Annotated in this window: 19 protein-coding genes and 1 pseudogene; 15 read left to right on the top strand and 5 right to left on the bottom strand. The window is 64.6% G+C overall.

Annotated elements, in window-relative coordinates:
• Nucleotides 1–7 precede the first annotated feature (7 nt).
• Nucleotides 8–1426: a glutamate synthase subunit beta gene (locus tag AC0X69_RS03310; RefSeq protein ID WP_482611268.1), complete on the top strand. Its 1419-nt coding sequence runs from the start codon at nucleotides 8–10 to the stop codon at nucleotides 1424–1426.
• A 5-nt stretch (nucleotides 1427–1431) separates the two neighbouring features.
• Nucleotides 1432–1641, top strand: a complete 210-nt coding sequence (locus tag AC0X69_RS03305; RefSeq protein ID WP_482611266.1) for a hypothetical protein — start codon at nucleotides 1432–1434, stop codon at nucleotides 1639–1641.
• A 60-nt stretch (nucleotides 1642–1701) separates the two neighbouring features.
• On the opposite strand, the gene AC0X69_RS03300 is transcribed toward AC0X69_RS03305, so the two are convergent.
• Together AC0X69_RS03300 and AC0X69_RS03295 are read right to left on the bottom strand one after the other, a co-directional pair.
• Nucleotides 1702–2448 carry a L,D-transpeptidase gene (locus AC0X69_RS03300; protein WP_482611264.1) on the bottom strand — a complete coding sequence of 249 codons (747 nt, stop codon included), beginning with the start codon at nucleotides 2446–2448 and terminating at the stop codon, nucleotides 1702–1704.
• Nucleotides 2449–2531: 83 nt separating this feature from the next.
• Nucleotides 2532–3860 (bottom strand): SGNH/GDSL hydrolase family protein, encoded by a 1329-nt coding sequence (locus tag AC0X69_RS03295; RefSeq protein ID WP_482611262.1) that lies wholly within the window; start codon nucleotides 3858–3860, stop codon nucleotides 2532–2534.
• A gap of 130 nt (nucleotides 3861–3990) precedes the next feature.
• Between AC0X69_RS03295 and AC0X69_RS03290 the strand changes: the two genes are divergently transcribed.
• The 4 genes from AC0X69_RS03290 (at nucleotide 3991) to AC0X69_RS03275 (ending at nucleotide 6728) form a co-directional block, all read left to right on the top strand.
• Entirely contained in the window at nucleotides 3991–4467 is a 477-nt protein-coding gene (locus tag AC0X69_RS03290) for a hypothetical protein (RefSeq protein ID WP_482611260.1), read from the top strand.
• A 29-nt stretch (nucleotides 4468–4496) separates the two neighbouring features.
• The gene (locus AC0X69_RS03285) at nucleotides 4497–5210 is read left to right on the top strand and encodes a ribonuclease T2 family protein (RefSeq protein ID WP_482611258.1); all 714 of its coding nucleotides are present in this window, start codon (nucleotides 4497–4499) and stop codon (nucleotides 5208–5210) included.
• A gap of 5 nt (nucleotides 5211–5215) precedes the next feature.
• Nucleotides 5216–6061, top strand: coding sequence for a 23S rRNA (adenine(2030)-N(6))-methyltransferase RlmJ (locus AC0X69_RS03280; protein ID WP_482611256.1), 846 nt, complete (start codon nucleotides 5216–5218; stop codon nucleotides 6059–6061).
• Nucleotides 6062–6131: 70 nt separating this feature from the next.
• Nucleotides 6132–6728, top strand: coding sequence for a glutathione S-transferase family protein (locus tag AC0X69_RS03275; RefSeq protein ID WP_482611254.1), 597 nt, complete (start codon nucleotides 6132–6134; stop codon nucleotides 6726–6728).
• 59 nt (nucleotides 6729–6787) lie between these two features.
• On the opposite strand, the pseudogene AC0X69_RS03270 reads toward AC0X69_RS03275, so the two are convergent.
• Nucleotides 6788–7045, bottom strand: a pseudogene (locus AC0X69_RS03270) (LysM peptidoglycan-binding domain-containing protein); the annotation flags it as partial.
• Between the two features lie 305 nt (nucleotides 7046–7350).
• Between AC0X69_RS03270 and coaD the strand changes: the two are divergent.
• The 9 genes from coaD to AC0X69_RS03225 all read left to right on the top strand — a co-directional run bounded on the left by coaD (nucleotide 7351) and on the right by AC0X69_RS03225 (nucleotide 14196).
• Nucleotides 7351–7875: a pantetheine-phosphate adenylyltransferase gene (gene coaD / locus AC0X69_RS03265; RefSeq protein WP_482611252.1), complete on the top strand. Its 525-nt coding sequence runs from the start codon at nucleotides 7351–7353 to the stop codon at nucleotides 7873–7875.
• A gap of 9 nt (nucleotides 7876–7884) precedes the next feature.
• Nucleotides 7885–8436, top strand: a complete 552-nt coding sequence (locus tag AC0X69_RS03260; RefSeq protein ID WP_482611251.1) for a peptidylprolyl isomerase — start codon at nucleotides 7885–7887, stop codon at nucleotides 8434–8436.
• A gap of 120 nt (nucleotides 8437–8556) precedes the next feature.
• On the top strand, nucleotides 8557–9012 hold the full coding sequence (locus AC0X69_RS03255) for a peptidylprolyl isomerase (RefSeq protein ID WP_482611249.1): 456 nt from the start codon (nucleotides 8557–8559) through the stop codon (nucleotides 9010–9012).
• Between the two features lie 166 nt (nucleotides 9013–9178).
• Entirely contained in the window at nucleotides 9179–9868 is a 690-nt protein-coding gene (locus tag AC0X69_RS03250) for a PRC-barrel domain-containing protein (RefSeq protein ID WP_482611247.1), read from the top strand.
• Nucleotides 9869–9962: 94 nt separating this feature from the next.
• Entirely contained in the window at nucleotides 9963–11048 is a 1086-nt protein-coding gene (queA, locus tag AC0X69_RS03245) for a tRNA preQ1(34) S-adenosylmethionine ribosyltransferase-isomerase QueA (protein ID WP_482611245.1), read from the top strand.
• A complete protein-coding gene (locus AC0X69_RS03240; protein ID WP_482611243.1) occupies nucleotides 11045–11377 on the top strand; it encodes a hypothetical protein in 333 nt (110 codons plus the stop codon). The genes queA and AC0X69_RS03240 overlap by 4 nt, the downstream gene beginning before the upstream one ends.
• The gene (tgt, locus tag AC0X69_RS03235; protein ID WP_482611241.1) at nucleotides 11374–12498 is read left to right on the top strand and encodes a tRNA guanosine(34) transglycosylase Tgt; all 1125 of its coding nucleotides are present in this window, start codon (nucleotides 11374–11376) and stop codon (nucleotides 12496–12498) included. Before AC0X69_RS03240 ends, tgt begins: the two co-directional genes overlap by 4 nt.
• A 216-nt stretch (nucleotides 12499–12714) precedes the next feature.
• Nucleotides 12715–12999 carry a HigA family addiction module antitoxin gene (locus tag AC0X69_RS03230; protein ID WP_245257166.1) on the top strand — a complete coding sequence of 95 codons (285 nt, stop codon included), beginning with the start codon at nucleotides 12715–12717 and terminating at the stop codon, nucleotides 12997–12999.
• Nucleotides 13000–13002: 3 nt separating this feature from the next.
• Nucleotides 13003–14196 carry a DNA methyltransferase gene (locus AC0X69_RS03225; protein WP_482611238.1) on the top strand — a complete coding sequence of 398 codons (1194 nt, stop codon included), beginning with the start codon at nucleotides 13003–13005 and terminating at the stop codon, nucleotides 14194–14196.
• Between the two features lie 28 nt (nucleotides 14197–14224).
• On the opposite strand, the gene recG is transcribed toward AC0X69_RS03225, so the two are convergent.
• Complete coding sequence (recG, locus tag AC0X69_RS03220) at nucleotides 14225–16327, bottom strand: ATP-dependent DNA helicase RecG (protein WP_482611236.1); 2103 nt, start codon at nucleotides 16325–16327, stop codon at nucleotides 14225–14227.
• A gap of 34 nt (nucleotides 16328–16361) precedes the next feature.
• Complete coding sequence (locus AC0X69_RS03215) at nucleotides 16362–17006, bottom strand: M15 family metallopeptidase (RefSeq protein WP_482611234.1); 645 nt, start codon at nucleotides 17004–17006, stop codon at nucleotides 16362–16364.
• Between the last annotated feature and the right edge of the window lie 2 nt (nucleotides 17007–17008).

The following is a 17008-nucleotide window of genomic DNA, read 5'->3' as shown; positions in this document are numbered from 1 at the left end:
CGATAAGATGGGTAAGGTGACCGGATTTCTCGAGATCGACCGGCATGACCGCAAATGTAAGCCGGCGGCCGACCGCATTCGCCATTATCGCGAATTCGTCATTCCCTTGTCCGACGAGACCACGCGCAGCCAGGCGTCGCGTTGCATGGATTGCGGGATTCCGTTCTGTCACAACGGCTGTCCGGTCAATAATCAGATCCCGGACTGGAATGACCTCGTGTACCACGGCGAGTGGCGGCGCGCGCTGGTCAATCTGCATTCCACCAACAACTTCCCGGAGTTCACCGGGCGCGTCTGCCCGGCGCCTTGCGAAGCGTCGTGCACGCTGAATCTTCAGGATCAGCCGGTCACGATCAAGACCATCGAATGTGCGATCATCGACCACGGCTTCGAGCAGGGGTGGGTGGTCCCCGAGCCTCCCAAACTCAAGACCGGCAAGAAGATCGCGGTCATCGGCTCCGGCCCGGCGGGACTGGCGGCGGCGCAGCAGCTCGCGCGCGCCGGCCATGACGTGCATGTCTATGAGAAACACGCGAAGCCAGGCGGCTTGCTGCGCTACGGCATTCCCGACTTCAAAATGGAGAAGCGCCTGATCGAGCGCCGCGTTCAGCAGATGGAGGCGGAAGGCGTCGTGTTTCACTGCGAGGTCCATGTCGGCGTCGATCTTTCAGCGGCCGATCTGGTGGGGAGCCACGACGCCGTGATCCTCGCCGGCGGCGCCGAACAACCCCGCGATCTGCCGATTCCCGGTCGCGAATTGCGCGGCGTTCACTTCGCCATGGATTTCCTGCCGCAGCAGAATCGCCGGGTCTCGGGCGAGCCGCTCTCGACCAACGAGCCGATCCTCGCCACCGGGAAACATGTCGTGGTGATCGGCGGCGGCGACACCGGGTCCGACTGCATCGGCACCTCGGTGCGTCAGGGCGCGCTTTCGGTCACGCAGCTCGAGATCATGCCGCGTCCGCCGGAGAAGGAGAACAAGCTGCTGACCTGGCCGGACTGGCCGCTGAAGCTGCGCACGTCCTCCTCTCATGATGAGGGCTCGTCGCGCGAGTTCTCGGTGCTGACGCGCGAATTCGAGGGCGCTGATGGCGCAGTAACGGCGCTGCGCTGTGTGCATGTCGACGGCAAGATGCAGGAAGAGCCGGGAAGCGACTTCAAGATCAAGGCCGATCTCGTGCTGCTCGCCATGGGGTTTGTGTCTCCGGTGCGCGAAGGCCTGCTGGAAGCGCTCGGCGTCGACCTCGATCCGCGCGGCAATGTCGCGGCGGACACGCGCGTTTACCAGTCGTCTCGCGAGAAGGTCTTCGCCTGCGGAGACATGCGGCGTGGACAGTCGCTTGTCGTCTGGGCCATTCGCGAAGGACGTCAATGCGCCAATTCGGTTGATGAATTCCTGATGGGCGAAACCAATCTGCCGAGGTGAGAGTAATGGTCAGTGAACGGTTAAATCTCTGGTATTGCGACACCTTCGTCAGCACGCCCTGGCAGTTCTTGCTTCTTATCCTGCCGCTCTTCGGCGCCTTCCTCTATGGACGCGAGAAATACAGGCTGGCCTGGACGCTTATTGGCGTCTGGGTTTTCATCCAAGTGACCTTCTCCGCGCTTACCAATCTGGTATTCAGCTGCTCGCTCGAATAGGGCGCAAAACAAGAAAAGGCCCCGAGAGATCGGGGCCCTTCTTTTTATCGCAGCGCCTGATCAGAGCACGACCACTGTTGTGCCCACCTTCACGCGGCTGAACAGGTCGGTCACGTCGTTGTTCAGCATCCGGATGCAGCCCGAGGAAACCGCCTGGCCGATCGTCCAGGGCTCGTTGGAGCCATGGATGCGGAACATCGTGTCGCGGCCGCCCGAGTAGAGATACATCGCGCGCGCGCCCAGCGGGTTGTCCTCGCCGCCGGCCATATGACGCGGCAGATCGGGGCGGCGCTTCAACATCGCCGCCGGCGGCGTCCAGTTCGGCCAGGCTTCCTTGCGGCCGATGTGCGTCCGGCCTTTCCATGTGAAGCCTTCGCGGCCGACGCCGACGCCGTAGCGCACGGCTTGTCCGTTCGGCTGCGACAGATAGAGATAGCGGTTCTTGGTGTCGACGGTGATCGTGCCGGGACGCTCATTGGTCGGGTCCTGAACGATCTCGCGAGTCGTCGTCGGATATTCGCGGCCGAGCCGCGCGTCTTCCTGTTCCCCGTAATAGGCCTGAGGAGCATAGTAGGACTGCGGATCCTGCGCGCCGTAATAGGCCTGCTGATCCTGGCCGCCGTAATAGGCTTGCTGCTCGCGCGCGTCATAGTAGGACGCGGTCATCTCCTGCGCGCCGGACGCCGGGTCGAAGAGCGCCATGAATGAGCGCTCCTGAGCATTCGCGGCGGCCGAAGAAAGTCCCGCGAAAGCGGCGACGGCGGCGATTTTCAGTGAGCGGCGGGCGTTGAATTCATGCTGGGACATGATGGCGGCTCCACAATTTCCCCTGTCGTGCAGAGAGAATGCAAAACCACCGAAAAGCGTTCCGTGCGCGAGCGCACAAATCGTCAGCGCGGCTGAGAAGCTGAATTCGGCGACGGCCGCCAGCTGTAATCATCGGCGCGATTGTCGCGCGGATTCTGGTCGCCGCCCTCGACGAAGACATGTCGCGCGAGCGCTTGCGCCGGCGTGCCGGAGTCGGTCGCCCGTGCGGCAGGGCTGCGCCTGGCGAGCTCGTTCGCGGTTCCTGCGCCTGTCAGCTGCTGCGTCTGGCCAACCGCAGGCCGTTCGGGCAGGGTCGGCGCGGCCGACGGCCCGCCAACGGGCGAACGGAACACGATCGGCTTACCGTCCGCGGGCGCGCTCGCTACGGGCTGCTGAGGCGCGGTCGCCCCCGGCGCCTCGGGCTGGGTAGCCGCCGCCGGGGCGTCGGCGACCGGCGCCTGCTGGCGGTAGGCGTCATAGTATTTCTTGATCTCGCCTTCGACGAAATGCGCAACGCTGCGCGCGCCGGCCTCGGTGAAATGCACGCCGTCCGCGGAGCGCAGCTTCACGATCTGGCCGTTGATGTCCGGCCCGAACGCGCTGTACTGCCCGTGTTCGTCGGTCATCGCTTCCCAGAGATCGACGTAGGGAATATTGGCGTGCGCCGCGCGCGCTTTGAAGATTTCATTGAGCTGCGCCATGTCGGCGGACAGCCGCTCGTTCTTCATGACGGGCAGACCGACCCAAATGACCGGGATGTTTTTTTCCTTGAACGCCGCGATCACAGCGTCGACCCGCGCCGCGTAGATTTCCCGCCAGCGCGGCGACAGCGGCTCTATCGTTTCTTCGCCCTGCTGGATCGCCTGACGGTCATTGCTGCCGAGCATGACGACGGCGACATTGGCCTTTTGCGCGTCGGCGGCGATCTCCTTGGCCGCTTTCGGCCAGTCATAGACGTCGTCGCGCACGAGGCCGCTGCTCTCCTTGCCTTTTCGAAGGATGGCGACGTCGGGGCGATCGGAAAATCCGTCCTTCAGTCCGTTGGCGAGAAGCAACGCCAGCGTATCGCCGACGGTCGCAACGAAGAAGGTCGGCTGGGTGACGCCGGCGTTCTGAGCTTGATCTGTCGTCGCGCCGTCGGAGCGTTTCGCGGCCCGGCGCGGGTTGTCCTGCTGACCGTGCCAGTAGGTTGGCCCGCGATTCTCCCGGTGCGGCATGATCCGTCGCACCCGCGGCTCGCCGCGCGGCCCCCAACCATGCCGGGGATGGTCGCCGCCGAAGAGCCCGCCGAAGAATTCGGTGAAGGGATCCTGCGCAAAAGACGCGCACGGCGTCGCGCTCGTCAATAATGCGCCAAGAAAGAGCGCCATAACGCGGCGCAAGGGCTGCACGCTCATAGACATGGCAGGCATTATAGCGCGTATCGCAGGCCTTGGCATCCTTGTTGCGATTCTTCGCTTAATTGTGTGATCCGCAGCCTTGACGCGTGGCGCGGTTTTGGCGTCAATCGTCGGCGACTGGGCGGGACTTAGGAGAAGCGAGATGCGGCGCCGTTATCCCGGAACGGGCGGAGTTTGGGCGCGAGCCGCCGCGACTGCGCTTTTTGCCCTTGGCGCGGCCGCCGCGGCCGCGCAGCCCGCCCGCGAGGAGAACCCGCCGGCCGAATTCCGAATTCTGCCCTACTCGGGGCTGACGCCCTATTGCATCGATCCAACGATTCTCAACGAGATCGTCAAGGGTTTCGCCGCGAGAGAGGCCTGGTACTGGAACTCGCCTCTGGTCATCGTGAGCTTCGATGGCGTCAGGGACGTTGGCGTGCGCAACAATGGTCTGAGCTATATACCGCGCCGCTATTGTCGCGCACTGGCGCTCTTTAACGACGGCGTCGCCCGCGAGCTCGTCTACAACATCGGAGAAGCAACGGGCTTCATCGGCGCAGGACCAGGCGTGACATGGTGCGTCGTCGGCCTCGACCGCAATCACGCCTTTAGCCCGAATTGTCGGGCCGCAGGACCTTAACGCATCCCTGTTTTACCGAGTCGGTTGAGATGAAAAGAGTTTTCGTTCGTTGCGCCATCTGGGCGTTTCTTGTCGGCGTCGGCGCGCTCGCCGGATTTTCAGGCGCAAATGCGAAGGAGGGCGACTGTGCGGCGGGCGAATGCGCGAGCCGCTCCGCGTCGCGGTCGAGCGCTGCAGGAGCCCGCGACTTCGACTTCTACGTCCTCGCGCTCAGCTGGTCGCCGGGATTTTGCGAGAGCGTCGAAGGCGCGCGAGACCAGTGCGAGCCCGGCAAGGGGCTCGGCTTCGTCGTCCACGGCCTCTGGCCGCAATATGAAAGCGGCTTCCCGAGCGAATGTCCGGGCGCGCGCTCTCCATCGCGAGTCGCGCTCGAAAAAGCGGCAGGCCTGTTTCCCGACGAACGGCTTGCCCGCTACGAGTGGCGCAAGCATGGAGTCTGCAGCGGCAAAAGCCCCAGCGACTATTTCGCCGACGTGGCGCGGGCCCACGCCGCCGTGACGATCCCGCCGCTCTTCGTCAAACCCGCGCGCGATCAGACCTTTGCGCCGATCGACGTCGAGCGTGCATTTTACGAAGCCAATCCGAGACTGCGTCCGGGCATGATGGCGGTGTCCTGCCGGCGGGGCGTCATGGACGGCGTGCGCATCTGCCTGTCGAAGGACCTGCGCGAGTTTCGCGCGTGTCCAGAGATTACGCAGCGCGGCTGCCACGTCCGGGAAATCAGCGCGCCCGCGCCGCTCTAGCGAAAATGAACTATCGCCACGCGTTTCACGCCGGCAATTTCGCCGACGTCTTCAAACATGCGCTGCTCGTGCGCCTGTTGATCTATCTGAAGCGCAAGGAAACGCCCTTCCGCGTGATCGACACGCATGCCGGAGAGGGCGCCTATGATCTCGCGGCGGATGAGGCTGAGCGCACCGGCGAATGGCGCGGCGGCGTCGGAAGGCTCGCCGATCTCTCCGGCGCGAGCGATGACGCTCGCGCGCTGCTTGCGCCTTATTTGGACTGCCTCGGGCCGTTCGATGACGAGGGGAAGCCTGCGCTCTACCCGGGTTCCCCGACGATCGCCCGGAAATTGATGCGCCCACAGGATCGCGCGATTTTCTGCGAGCTGCGGCCCGACGCCTTTGCAGCGCTCAATCGTCGCTTCGCGCGCGACGAGCGCATCAAGGCGATTGAGATCGACGGTTATGTTGGGCTCGGCGCCTATGTTCCGCCCAAGGAGCGCCGCGGGCTGGCGTTGATCGACCCGCCTTTCGAGCGCGAAGACGAGTTCGACGCCGCGTTCGACGCCTTCACGAAAGCCCATGCGAAATGGAATTCGGGGATCTATGCGCTTTGGCATCCCTCGAAGACCGAGAGGGACGTTCGCAGATTTTACAATCGGCTGAGCGACAGCGGCATACGGCGGATCATGCGTCTGTCGCTTGGCGTCGGGGGAGACGAACCAGGATTGCGCGCCTCCGGAATGGCGGTCGTGAACCCACCGTTCACATTCGAAGAAGAAGCGCGAACGCTCCTTGCCTTTCTCGCCGGGCGAATGGCGCAGGGCGAAGGCGCGGGCTTCGAGGTTACATGGCTCGTCGGCGAGTAAGGCCGGCGCCGCTCAGGGATCCCGCGCCGCAGACGTTGTTGATTGGAAATCCGAATGATAGGAAGCGCGGATGCTCGTCCTGCGCTATTCCCCCGCCTCGCCCTACGCCCGGAAAATCAGAATCGCAGCCGACCTGCTCGGCCTGACGGAAAGGATCGAGATCGTCGCCGCTGACGCGGCCGATCCCGCTGACAGCCTGCGTCGGCAGAACCCGCTCGGCAAGATTCCGACCCTGATTTTGGAGGACGGCGGCGCGCTCTACGACAGCCGCGTCATTGCGGAATATCTGGATTATCTCGCCGGCGGCGGGCGCATCATTCCGCTCGATCCGTCGCGCCGTTTCGCGGCGTTGCGGCTGCAGGCTCTCGGCGACGGCGTCAACGACGCCGCTCTGTTGATCCGCTACGAAATGGTCAACCGCCCCGAAGACCTGCGCTACGGCGAGGCGATCGCGCTTCAGCAAGGCAAAATCGACCGTGCGCTCGAGACGCTAAACGCCGCGCCACCGGCCGGGCCGGTCGACATCGGCCACATCGCGGTCGCCTGCGCGCTCGGCTATCTCGATCTGCGTTTCGCTGGCGCATGGCGCGAAAAGCATCCGGGCCTCGTCGTCTGGCTGGAGAATTTTGCGCGCACTGTCCCTACCTTCGCAGCGACGAAGGTCTAACTGGCCATTCGCCTGTCAGGCTTGGCCTAGATCCGCTCCATCCCGACGAAAGCTCTCAGCTAGGCTTGCTTGCCGGCGATTTCGCTTGGAGGCTTCCACTCGCCCGCCGCCGTGGGACCCGTCGAAGCGCCGGGAATGCGCAAGCGCTGGCCCGGTTGAATCTTGTCAGGATCCGTCAGCATCGGCCGATTGGCCTCGAAGATTTCCATATATTTGGCGCCCTTGCCGGCGCCGTAGTGCGCTTCGGCGATCTTCCACAGCGTGTCGCCCTCCTTCACGACATAGAAGGTCTCGCCAGCCGCCGCGCCGGCGGCTGCAGGCTTCTCTTCTGTTTGAGGGGCGGCCTCCGCCGATTGCTTGGGCGCGCCTGAGGCAGGCGCCGGCTTACCCTTGCCGGTAAGAAAATCCAAAAGTCCCATCCTGGAGTCTCCTCTGAAGGCGTCCGGCCCTCGTCGCCGGATGCGCCTATTCTATTGTAGCGCTTTGCCGGCGGCTCGGGAGTGCGCGGGCGCGGAAAAGCGGCGCCAATGCGTAGCGTCCCAGCAGGCGATCCGGAGCTGGGGAGGATGGGAAGCCGCTACGGCGTCTCGCGAAACCTCAGGAAATCCCCTATACCGCTGCTATGACGGGCACTCCGGTTCCAACCGCGCGGGCGGCGCTTTACGCCGGCACTTTCGACCCGCTGACCTTCGGCCATCTCGACGTGATCGGGCAGGGCGCGGCGCTCTTCGACAGGATCGTCGTCGCGATCGGCGTGCATCACGGCAAGCAGCCTTGGCTCTCGTTCGAAGAGCGCGCGGCGGTCATTCGCGACGCCTGCGCCGAACTTGGCGCTTCGTGCGGCTTCGATGTCGTCGGCTTTGACGGGCTTGTCGTGGAGGCGGCGCGCGAGCATGGCGCCCGCGCGATTTTGCGCGGTTTGCGCGATGGCGCAGACTTCGACTATGAAATGCAGATGGCGGGGATGAACGGGACGCTCGCGCCCGACATTCGCACGATATTCCTGCCTGCTTCGCCAGGGCTACGCCATGTCAGCGGAACACTCGTGCGCCAGATCGCGGCGCTTGGCGGCGACGTGTCGGCCTTTGCGCCGGCCGCCTCCGTCGCCGCACTCGAACGCGCCGTCAAAAGGCGCGGCAATACATAGGGAGGCTTTATGAAACTCACCCGCCGTCTGCTTCTTGCCGCCGCGGCTGTCGCCGCGCTTAGCGCTGCGCCCGCGCGCGCCGCCGACGATCACCTTCTCTACCTCGACACGAAGGATGGTCGCGTCACCATCAAGCTGCGGCCTGATCTCGCGCCCAAACATGTCGAGCGCATCGAGAAGCTCGCCAAGGAGCATTTCTACGACGGCATCGTATTCCATCGCGTCATCGACGGCTTCATGGCGCAGGCCGGCGATCCGACCGGCACTGGAATGCAAGGTTCGCGCTACACGGACCTGAAGGCCGAGTTCACGGATACGCCGTTCAAACGCGGCACGGTTGGGATGGCGCGCGAAGGCGGCGACGTCAATTCCGGCAATTCGCAGTTCTTTATCTGCTACGCCGACGCGCCGCAGCTCAACGGCAAATACACCGTCTTCGGCGAAGTCGTGTCTGGCATGGACGTCGTCGACAAGATCAAGAAGGGCTCGAAGTCCAACAATGGCATGGTCGACAGCCCGGACAAGATCATCAAGATGCGCGTCGCTGGCGACGAAAGCTGAGTTGCGCGTGCGCCACGCCCGCGCTTGTTTGGCGATCTGAGGCGCCTTCTCGCAGAGGGCGCCAAGCCGCGCCCTGAAGCAGCGAGATCGGCGCAGAAAATCACATGAGGGGAATATAGAATGACCGAAGCCGCCGACACCATGACTCTCGAGACGACGAAAGGTCCGGTCGTCATCAAGTTTCGTCCCGACCTCGCGCCCAATCACGTCGCGCATATCAAGAAGCTGGTCTCGGAAGGCTTCTATGACGGCATCGTCTTTCACCGCGTGATTGATGGTTTCATGGCGCAGACCGGCTGCCCCCGCGGCACCGGCACAGGCGGCTCGAACTATCCGGACCTCAAGGCGGAGTTCAACAGCGAGCCGCATGTGCGCGGCACCTGCTCGATGGCGCGCGCGCAAAGCCCCGACAGCGCTAACTCGCAATTCTTCATCTGCTTCGACGACGCTCGTTTCCTCGACAATAAATATACGGTCTGGGGCCAAGTGATCTCCGGCATGGAGAATGTCGATAAGATCAAGCGCGGCGAACCGGTTCGCGACCCCGACAAGATCGTCAAGGCGACGTTGGGCTAACCCGCTAACGCTGCAGGCTCACGGTTAATCTGCACACGCGCCTTCAGGCGTGGGCGCGTGCGCAATACGTCCTGAACGCCGCGCGAGATTCGGAACTATCTCTCCAGACGCTGGTTGCAGCATATCGCTCACCGAGACGGGCGAGCGGAACAGTGGAGAGTATCCAATGAAATCGCTCAAGTTGTTGATCGCCACAGTAGCGGCGATCGCGCTTTCCGCCAGCGTGACGGCGAACGCGGGGCGCGATCGCACGGGCGCGAGCTCTACCAAAAACCAGACTCCGTCGCGCAGCACTCAGTGGCAGGAGAAGCAGGGCCAAGCGGCCAAGGATGCGGAAGATACGACGTCTCGCAGCGGCTGGCGCGAGATGGGCCGCGACGACGACGCTTCGCCGACCTGGCGAGGCAGCGCGGCGCGCGAACGGATGCGCGATCAAGATCAGTCGGGCATGGACCGCACGGATCGGCAGACGATCAGAGGGCGCTCCGCAGCTGAAATGCGCGAACTGGAACAGCTCGGCTCAGCCCGCGTGATCTTCTACAGGCTCGGCCCGACCGACATGCGCATGTCCCAGCTGATCGGCAGCGATGTCCGCAATCTGCAGAATGACAACGTTGGCGAGATCGAGGACATCATCTTCGACAACAGCAGGAACGTGCGGGCGGTCATCGTCAGCGTCGGCGGATTCCTTGGCATCGGCGAGCGCCATGTCGCGATTGACCCGTCGTCAATGGTCATTTCCCGGAACGAAGATGGCGACGTTGAAGCGGTCATGAACACGACTCGCGACGATCTGAAGAACGCTCCGGAGTTCCGTTTCGACGAACGTCGTCGGCGCGTCGGCTCCTACCAGTAGCATTTGCGGCGGCGCCGGTTGATCGACACTCGGCGCCGCCGACCGCTCCTCGCACACTTGACCTGACGGAGCTTATGGTTTTTGCAAGCTCCGCATGCGCGTCGACCTCTTCGACTTCAATCTCCCTCAAGACAGGATCGCTCTCCGGCCCGCCGATCCCCGCGACAGCGCGCGCCTGCTCGTCGCGCCCTGCGGCGCGGGCTTCGAGGACAGGATCGTCCGCGATCTGCCGAGCTATTTGCGTAAGGGCGACGCGCTGGTCGTCAACAACTCTCGCGTCATTCACGCGCGGCTTTCGGGCCAGCGCGTGCGCGGCGAATTAAGCGCTAACGTCGAAGCGACGCTGATCGAGCGGCTCGACTCCTCTCGCTGGCGCGCGCTGATGCGCCCGGCGAAAAAACTCGCGACGGGAGATCGCATTCGTTTCGCGCGCAACGTCGCCGAGCACGACTGCGCCGAAACGACTGAGATTGACGCCCGGGTCGAAGCGAGAGGAGAGGACGGCGAGATCACGCTGGCCTTTGAGCTTCACGGGACGGCGCTGGACGATGCGATCGAGAAGGCGGGCGTCATGCCGCTGCCGCCCTACATTGCCGGCAAGCGCTCGGCCGACGCGCGCGATGAAACAGACTATCAGACGATGTTCGCGCACGAAGCGGGCGCCGTCGCCGCGCCCACCGCGGGCCTGCATTTCACGCCGCAGCTGCTGGCGGCGATTGAGGCGCGCGGCGTCAGTGTTCACTGCGTCACCCTGCATGTCGGCGCAGGCACCTTCCTTCCCGTCAAGGCGGACGACACGGACCTGCACAAGATGCATGAGGAATTCGCGAGGGTCGACGCGCGCACGGCCGAAGCATTGAACAATGCGCGGGCCAAGGGCGGAAGAATTGTCGCCATCGGCACGACGGCGCTGCGGGTCTTGGAGAGCGCGGCGGACGACGCCGGTCGCATCCTGCCTTATGCCGCCCGCACGTCGATTTTCATCACGCCCGGCTATCGTTTCCGCGCCGTCGACATGCTGCTCACCAACTTCCATCTTCCGCGCTCGACGCTGTTCATGCTGGTCGCGGCGTTCGCCGGACTCGAGCGCATGAAAGCCGCCTATGCGCATGCGATCGAGAACGGCTACCGCTTTTATTCATACGGCGACGCGTGCCTGCTGCAGCGTTGCGAAGAATGAGCGACGCCCGAGAGGTGCGCATCCTGGCGCTGTGGCGCGACGATCCGCAAGAAGCGCCGATGACCATTGACGCGCGGATCGACGAGATGCGCATCGTTTCGACGTGGGAGCTTTTCGGCGCATTCTCGCTCGATGCCGACGGCGTGCGCCCGTTTGTGCTTCGGCGCGACGGGAGAATCGACTTCGGTCATGACGAGAACTGGAGAACCGATTTGCGCGACGCGACGATAAAGGTCGGGTCAGAGTTCTCCGTGTGGTTCAATGAAAGCGACAGCGGTCGTTATCGCATCGTGAAGATCGCCACGCTCGGCGCGAAGGACAACAAGTGACGCAAGGTTTTTCCTTTTCCGTCCTCGCGATCGACGGTCTTGCCCGCCAGGGCGAGATACACACGCCGCGTGGAATCATCCGCACGCCGGCCTTCATGCCCGTCGGCACGGCGGCGACCGTGAAAGCGATGTTCGTCGAAGACGTGCGCGCCGCCGGCGCCGACATTCTGCTCGGCAACGTCTATCATCTGATGCTGCGGCCCGGAGCGGAGCGGATCGCGCGGCTCGGGGGGCTGCATGAATTCATGCGCTGGCCTTATCCGATCCTGACCGACTCGGGCGGCTTTCAGGTGATGTCGCTTGCGAAGCTGCGCAAGCTCGATGAGAGCGGCGTCACCTTCCAGTCGCACATTGACGGTTCGCGGCATCATCTTTCGCCCGAGCGCTCGATGGAAATCCAGGACCTGCTGGGTTCGGACATTCAGATGCAGCTCGACGAATGCGTGCGCCTGCCATGTTCCGAGAGCGAAGCGGCGCGCGCGATGCGCCTGTCGCTTCGCTGGGCGGAGCGCTCGCGCAAGGCTTTTCGCGAGCGGGCGGGCAGGGCCGTATTCGGGATCGTGCAAGGCGGCGAGTCAAAGCCGCTTCGAATCGAGAGCGCCAAGGCGCTCGCGGGGATGGATTTCCACGGGATCGCCGTTGGCGGCCTCGCCGTCGGCGAGCCTCAGCAGGTGATGCTCGACATGCTCGAGACGACCGCCCCGCATTTGCCCGAATCAAAACCTCGTTATCTGATGGGCGTGGGCGCTCCGGACGACATCGTCGAAGCCGTCGCGCGAGGAATCGACATGTTTGACTGCGTGATGCCGACCAGGGCGGGCCGCCACGGGCTCGCCTATACCCGCTACGGACGGGTGACGCTGCGCAACGCGCGCCATGCCGACGACCCCCGGCCGCTCGATGCGGAATCATCCTGCCCGGCGGCGCGCGACTATTCGCGCGCCTATCTGCATCACCTCGTGAAAGCGGGGGAAATCCTTGGAATGATGCTGCTGACCCAGGCGAATGTCGCCTACTATCAGGAGCTGATGGGAGGCCTGCGGGCGGCGATCGCGGCAGGGCGTCTCGCCGACTTCATCGCCGAGACGCGCGCAAGATGGATCGAAGGCGAAGGGGCTTAGCCGTCGAGCCGAGTTTACGGACCACATAATATGGTTTACGAAAACTCTATTCGGCGGGGGCGGAACATGGGCCGCTACCATGAAGAGCTCACCAGAAGATTTTTGAGCGGCGTTCGGCGCGATGCGCCTGCGAACGCGCGCCGTTTGACGCGGGTGCGACGCCCAACCGTTCCCGCGCGGCCATCAAAACCGAAACTGGCGTCGATGGAGAATGGGATGTCGCATCCTGGCGAAATTCTTGCCCGTCATCTGCAGGAGCTCGGGCTGACGGCGTCCGATCTGGCGCGCGATATCGACGTGCCGGTCAATCGCGTCACCGCCATCATCAACGGCCAGCGCGGCGTCACCGCCGACACCGCGTTGCGGCTCGGGCACTGGTTCGGAGTCCAGCCGGAAGACTGGCTGGAGCTGCAGACGCAATATGAGCTTTCTCTCGCGCGCCGCGCGGCAGGCGCCAGGATAAAGTCATTGCCGAGCCTCGCCGATCGTCAGCGCGACTGACGCATGGGCGCAGCTCCGAAGCTCGCGGAAGGCGGTTTTTTTCATGAGCTTGGGCGCTCGGCTTTCGATGCGCCGACCCGCGCTATCGTCACCGACGGCGTTCCCTATCACGTCAACGCCTTCTGGACCTCTGCGCAGAGGCGGGCGCATCCGCTGCATGAGATCAGCTATCGCGCCTGTTTCAAGCCGCAGCTGCCCGCCTTCTTCATCGAGCGGCTGACGCAGCCGGGAGACGTGGTCTGCGACCCCTTCATGGGCCGCGGCACGAGCGTGCTGCAAGCGGCGCTGATGGGACGCACGCCGATCGGTTCCGACGCCAATCCGCTGTCGCTGCTGCTGACGCGCCCTCGGCTTCGCCCTCCCGCGCTTGGGGATGTTGAGGCGCGGCTTGCGGCTGCGCCCTGGGGGCGCGGCGAGATCGAACGCGACGATCTTCTCGCCTTCTATCACCCCAAGACCCTGCGCGAGATTTGCGCCTTGCGGCGATATCTCATCACGTGCGCCAGTGATGGTCTGGACGCCGTCGACGACTGGATTCGAATGGTGGCGCTCAATCGCCTGACCGGCCATTCGCCCGGATTTTTTTCGGTCTATACGATGCCGCCTAATCAGGCCGTTTCCGTAAAGTCGCAGCTGAAGATCAACGCGCGTCGCGCGCAAGCGCCGCCGCGGCGCGACATCGCCGAGCTCATTTTCAAGAAATCGCGGGCGCTGCTCGCAGAAGGCGCGCCTGTCGGCTGCGATGCGCAACTTGCGGTGACCGACGCCGCCCGCCTGGATCACGTCGCAGACGCCGCAGTCGATCTCGTCGTCAGTTCGCCGCCCTTCCTGGATGTGGTCGACTATCGTGGAGACAATTGGCTGCGCAACTGGTTTGCCGGGGTTGATCCTGAGTCCATCGGCATTTCTCAGCTTCGCTCGCCTGAGGACTGGCGGCTGATGACTCGCGCGGTTTTTGGGGAATTGGCGCGCGTAGTGAAGCCGGGCGGCCATGTCGCTTATGAGGTTGGCGAAGTCAGGGGCGGCGCGCTTCCGTTGGAACAGCTGGTGTGGCGCGCGCTCGACGATCTTCCCTTCGAACGGCTTGGCGTGCTCGTGAACGAACAAAGCTTCACGAAGACCAGCAATTGCTGGGGCGTCGCCAACAATTTGAAGGGCGTCAACAGCAATCGCGTTGTGGTCGCGCGGCGTATGTGAGGCGCGACTCCCGCGAACCCCATCAGCCTCAGCCGGCGCGCAGCAGGCGAACGGCCTCGTCGCGCTCGAAGAGGTAGAGCAGGGCGCGCAGGGCTTGGCCTTTTTCGCTCGAGAGCTCGGGATCGCGACGCAGGATCAGTTCGGCGTCGTCGCGCGCCATGGCGAGGAGTCGCGCATGGGCGGAGAGATCGGCAAGCCGAAAGCTCGGCAGGCCGGCCTGCCGCACGCCGAGGATTTCGCCTTCGCCGCGAAGCCGGAGATCTTCCTCGGCGATGCGGAATCCGTCTTCCGTCTGGCGTATGATCATCAGGCGCGCCTTCGCCGCTTCGCTCAACGGCCCCTTATAGAGCAGCAGACAGGAAGACTTGGCGGCGCCGCGCCCCACGCGCCCGCGCAGTTGATGCAGCTGCGCAAGGCCGAAGCGTTCGGCATGCTCAATCACCATGATGGTCGCTTGCGGAACGTCGACGCCGACTTCGATGACCGTCGTCGCCACGAGAATTTTGATGTCGCCGCGCTGGAACGCTTCCATCACAGCGTCCTTTTCGGCGCCCTTCATGCGGCCATGCACGAGACCGACCGCCGATCCGAAGAGCTTGGCGAGATCCGCATGGCGCTCCTGCGCCGCGGCGAGATCCAGCTCCTCATTCTCTTCGACGAGCGGACAGACCCAATAGGCGCGCGCGCCTTCCGCCAGGGCCCGCCGCAACCCCGCCGCGACCTCGTCGATTCTGTCGGCGGGAAGCGCGCGCGTCGACACGGGCGTGCGGCCGGGCGGCTTTTCATCGAGCGCCGAACAATCCATGTCGCCGAAGGCGGTCAGCGCCAGCGTGCGGGGAATGGGCGTCGCGGTCATCACCAGCACGTCGACGGCCTCGCCCTTGGCGCCGAGCGCCAGCCGCTGCTCGACGCCGAAGCGATGCTGCTCGTCGACGACCGCGAGGCCGAGATCGCGAAAGGCGAGATCGCTCTGCACCAGCGCATGCGTGCCGATGACGACGTCGACCTCGCCGGCGGCGATGGCGTCGTGGAGCGCTGCGCGCTCGCGCGCCCTGGCACGGCCGGTCAGCAGCGCGATGCGAAGACCCGCTGGCTCGAGCATCGGCGACAGCCGTTCATGATGCTGCCGCGCGAGGATCTCGGTCGGCGCCATCAGAGCGCACTGCCGGCCAGTCTCGGCCACGCTCGCCATGGCGAGCGCCGCGACGATCGTTTTGCCCGAACCCACGTCGCCCTGCACGAGCCGCAGCATGCGCTTCTCCGATGCGAGGTCGGCGCGGATCTCTTCGAGGGTGCGCTGCTGTGCGCGCGTTAGCCGGAACGGCAGGGCGGATTCGATCGGTCGCGCATAGCGGCCGTCGCCCTTGTGCGCGCGACCCGCGGGGCGGCGCATGGTGGCGCGAATAAGCCGAAGAGCGAGCTGGCTCGCGAGCAGTTCGTCGAGCGCCAGGCGCTGGCGGGCAGGATGCTGCGGCGAGAGCGCATCGGCGCTGTCAGGCCGGTGCGCCGTGCGCAGCGCATCGGCGAAGGCGGGAAGCTTGTTGGCGGCCAGAACGCTCGGGTCCTGCCATTCGGGAAGGCCCGGCAGTCGGCCAAGCGCCTCGTCGGTCGCGCGCAAGACGTAGCGCGCCTGCAAGCCTTCGGTGAGGCCGTAGACGGCTTCATAGGCGGGGAGCTTCGCGAAACCCGCCTCATCAAGCACGCGATCCGGATGCACGATCTGGCGGCGGCCGTCATAAAGCTCGATGCGCCCCGAGATCCAGCGCGTCGCGCCGAGCGGGAGACTGCGCTCGATCCAGTCGGGATTGGCGAGGAAGAACACAAGTTCGACGTCTCCCGTGTCGTCCTCGACGAGCGCGCGATAGGGCGCTTTCGAATATCGGCCTTGCGGGCGGCGATGCTCGGTGACGCGCGCCTTCAACACGACCATCGTCTCGAGAGGGGCGGCCGCGATCGTCGGGCGCGCGCTGCGGTCGATGACGTTGGTGGGAAGATGAAAGAGCAAATCGACGAGGCGCGCTTCGCTCCCCGGCCTGGCGAGAAGGCGGTCGAACAACTTCGCGGTTTTCGGTCCGACGCCGGGCAGCGCGGCGACGCGGCCGAAGAAAGGATCGAGCAGTGACGGACGCATGAAGGCTCAGTTTAGTCGAGCGGCGCGGAGCTACTCATTTGATCTCGACATCATAGCTCGGCGCGCCGTCTGCGCCTTTGTAGGTGAAATGCCACCATTCGCGCGGATAATTTTCAAAGCCGTGGCGGCGCATCAGCGCGACGAGCGCGTCTCGATGCGCCCGCGCCGTCGTCGAGGTCTTGGACTTCGTCCAGGAGCGCGGATCGAAAAAGTCGAAGGGCGTGCCGAAGTTCCAGCCTTTGACACTGATATCGACCGCAAGCCCCGTGGAATGGGTCGAATGTTCCGCGATATAGCCCTCGGGAAACAGCGCGCTCTTGTCGAGCCCTGGATAATGCGCCGACTTCGTCCGCTGATCGGCGCTGCGCGACCAGTCGACGAAGGCGGAGACGGCGCGCAGCGGTCGATAGCAGTCATAGACGACGAGCGTAACGCCTTGCGCGCGCGCATCCTTCTGCGCGGCGGCAAGGGCTTTTGCGGCCTCAGTGCGCAGCCAGCACTGCGGGGCGCCATAGCCGGGAACGGGCGCGCCGGTGAAATTATCGGGGCCGGCGTAGCGCATATCCTGAACGATGTCCGGCGCGACGTCGGCAAGGCGCGCAAAGCCCGGCGGCGGTCCGTCAGCGCGCGCGTGGGACGCTGAAAGCGCTGTGACCAGCAGGAACGTCAATCTACGCATGA

It is taken from the genome of Methylocystis sp. Uni0008, assembly GCF_056838045.1.
This window is presented reverse-complemented; position numbering and strand designations above follow the sequence as displayed.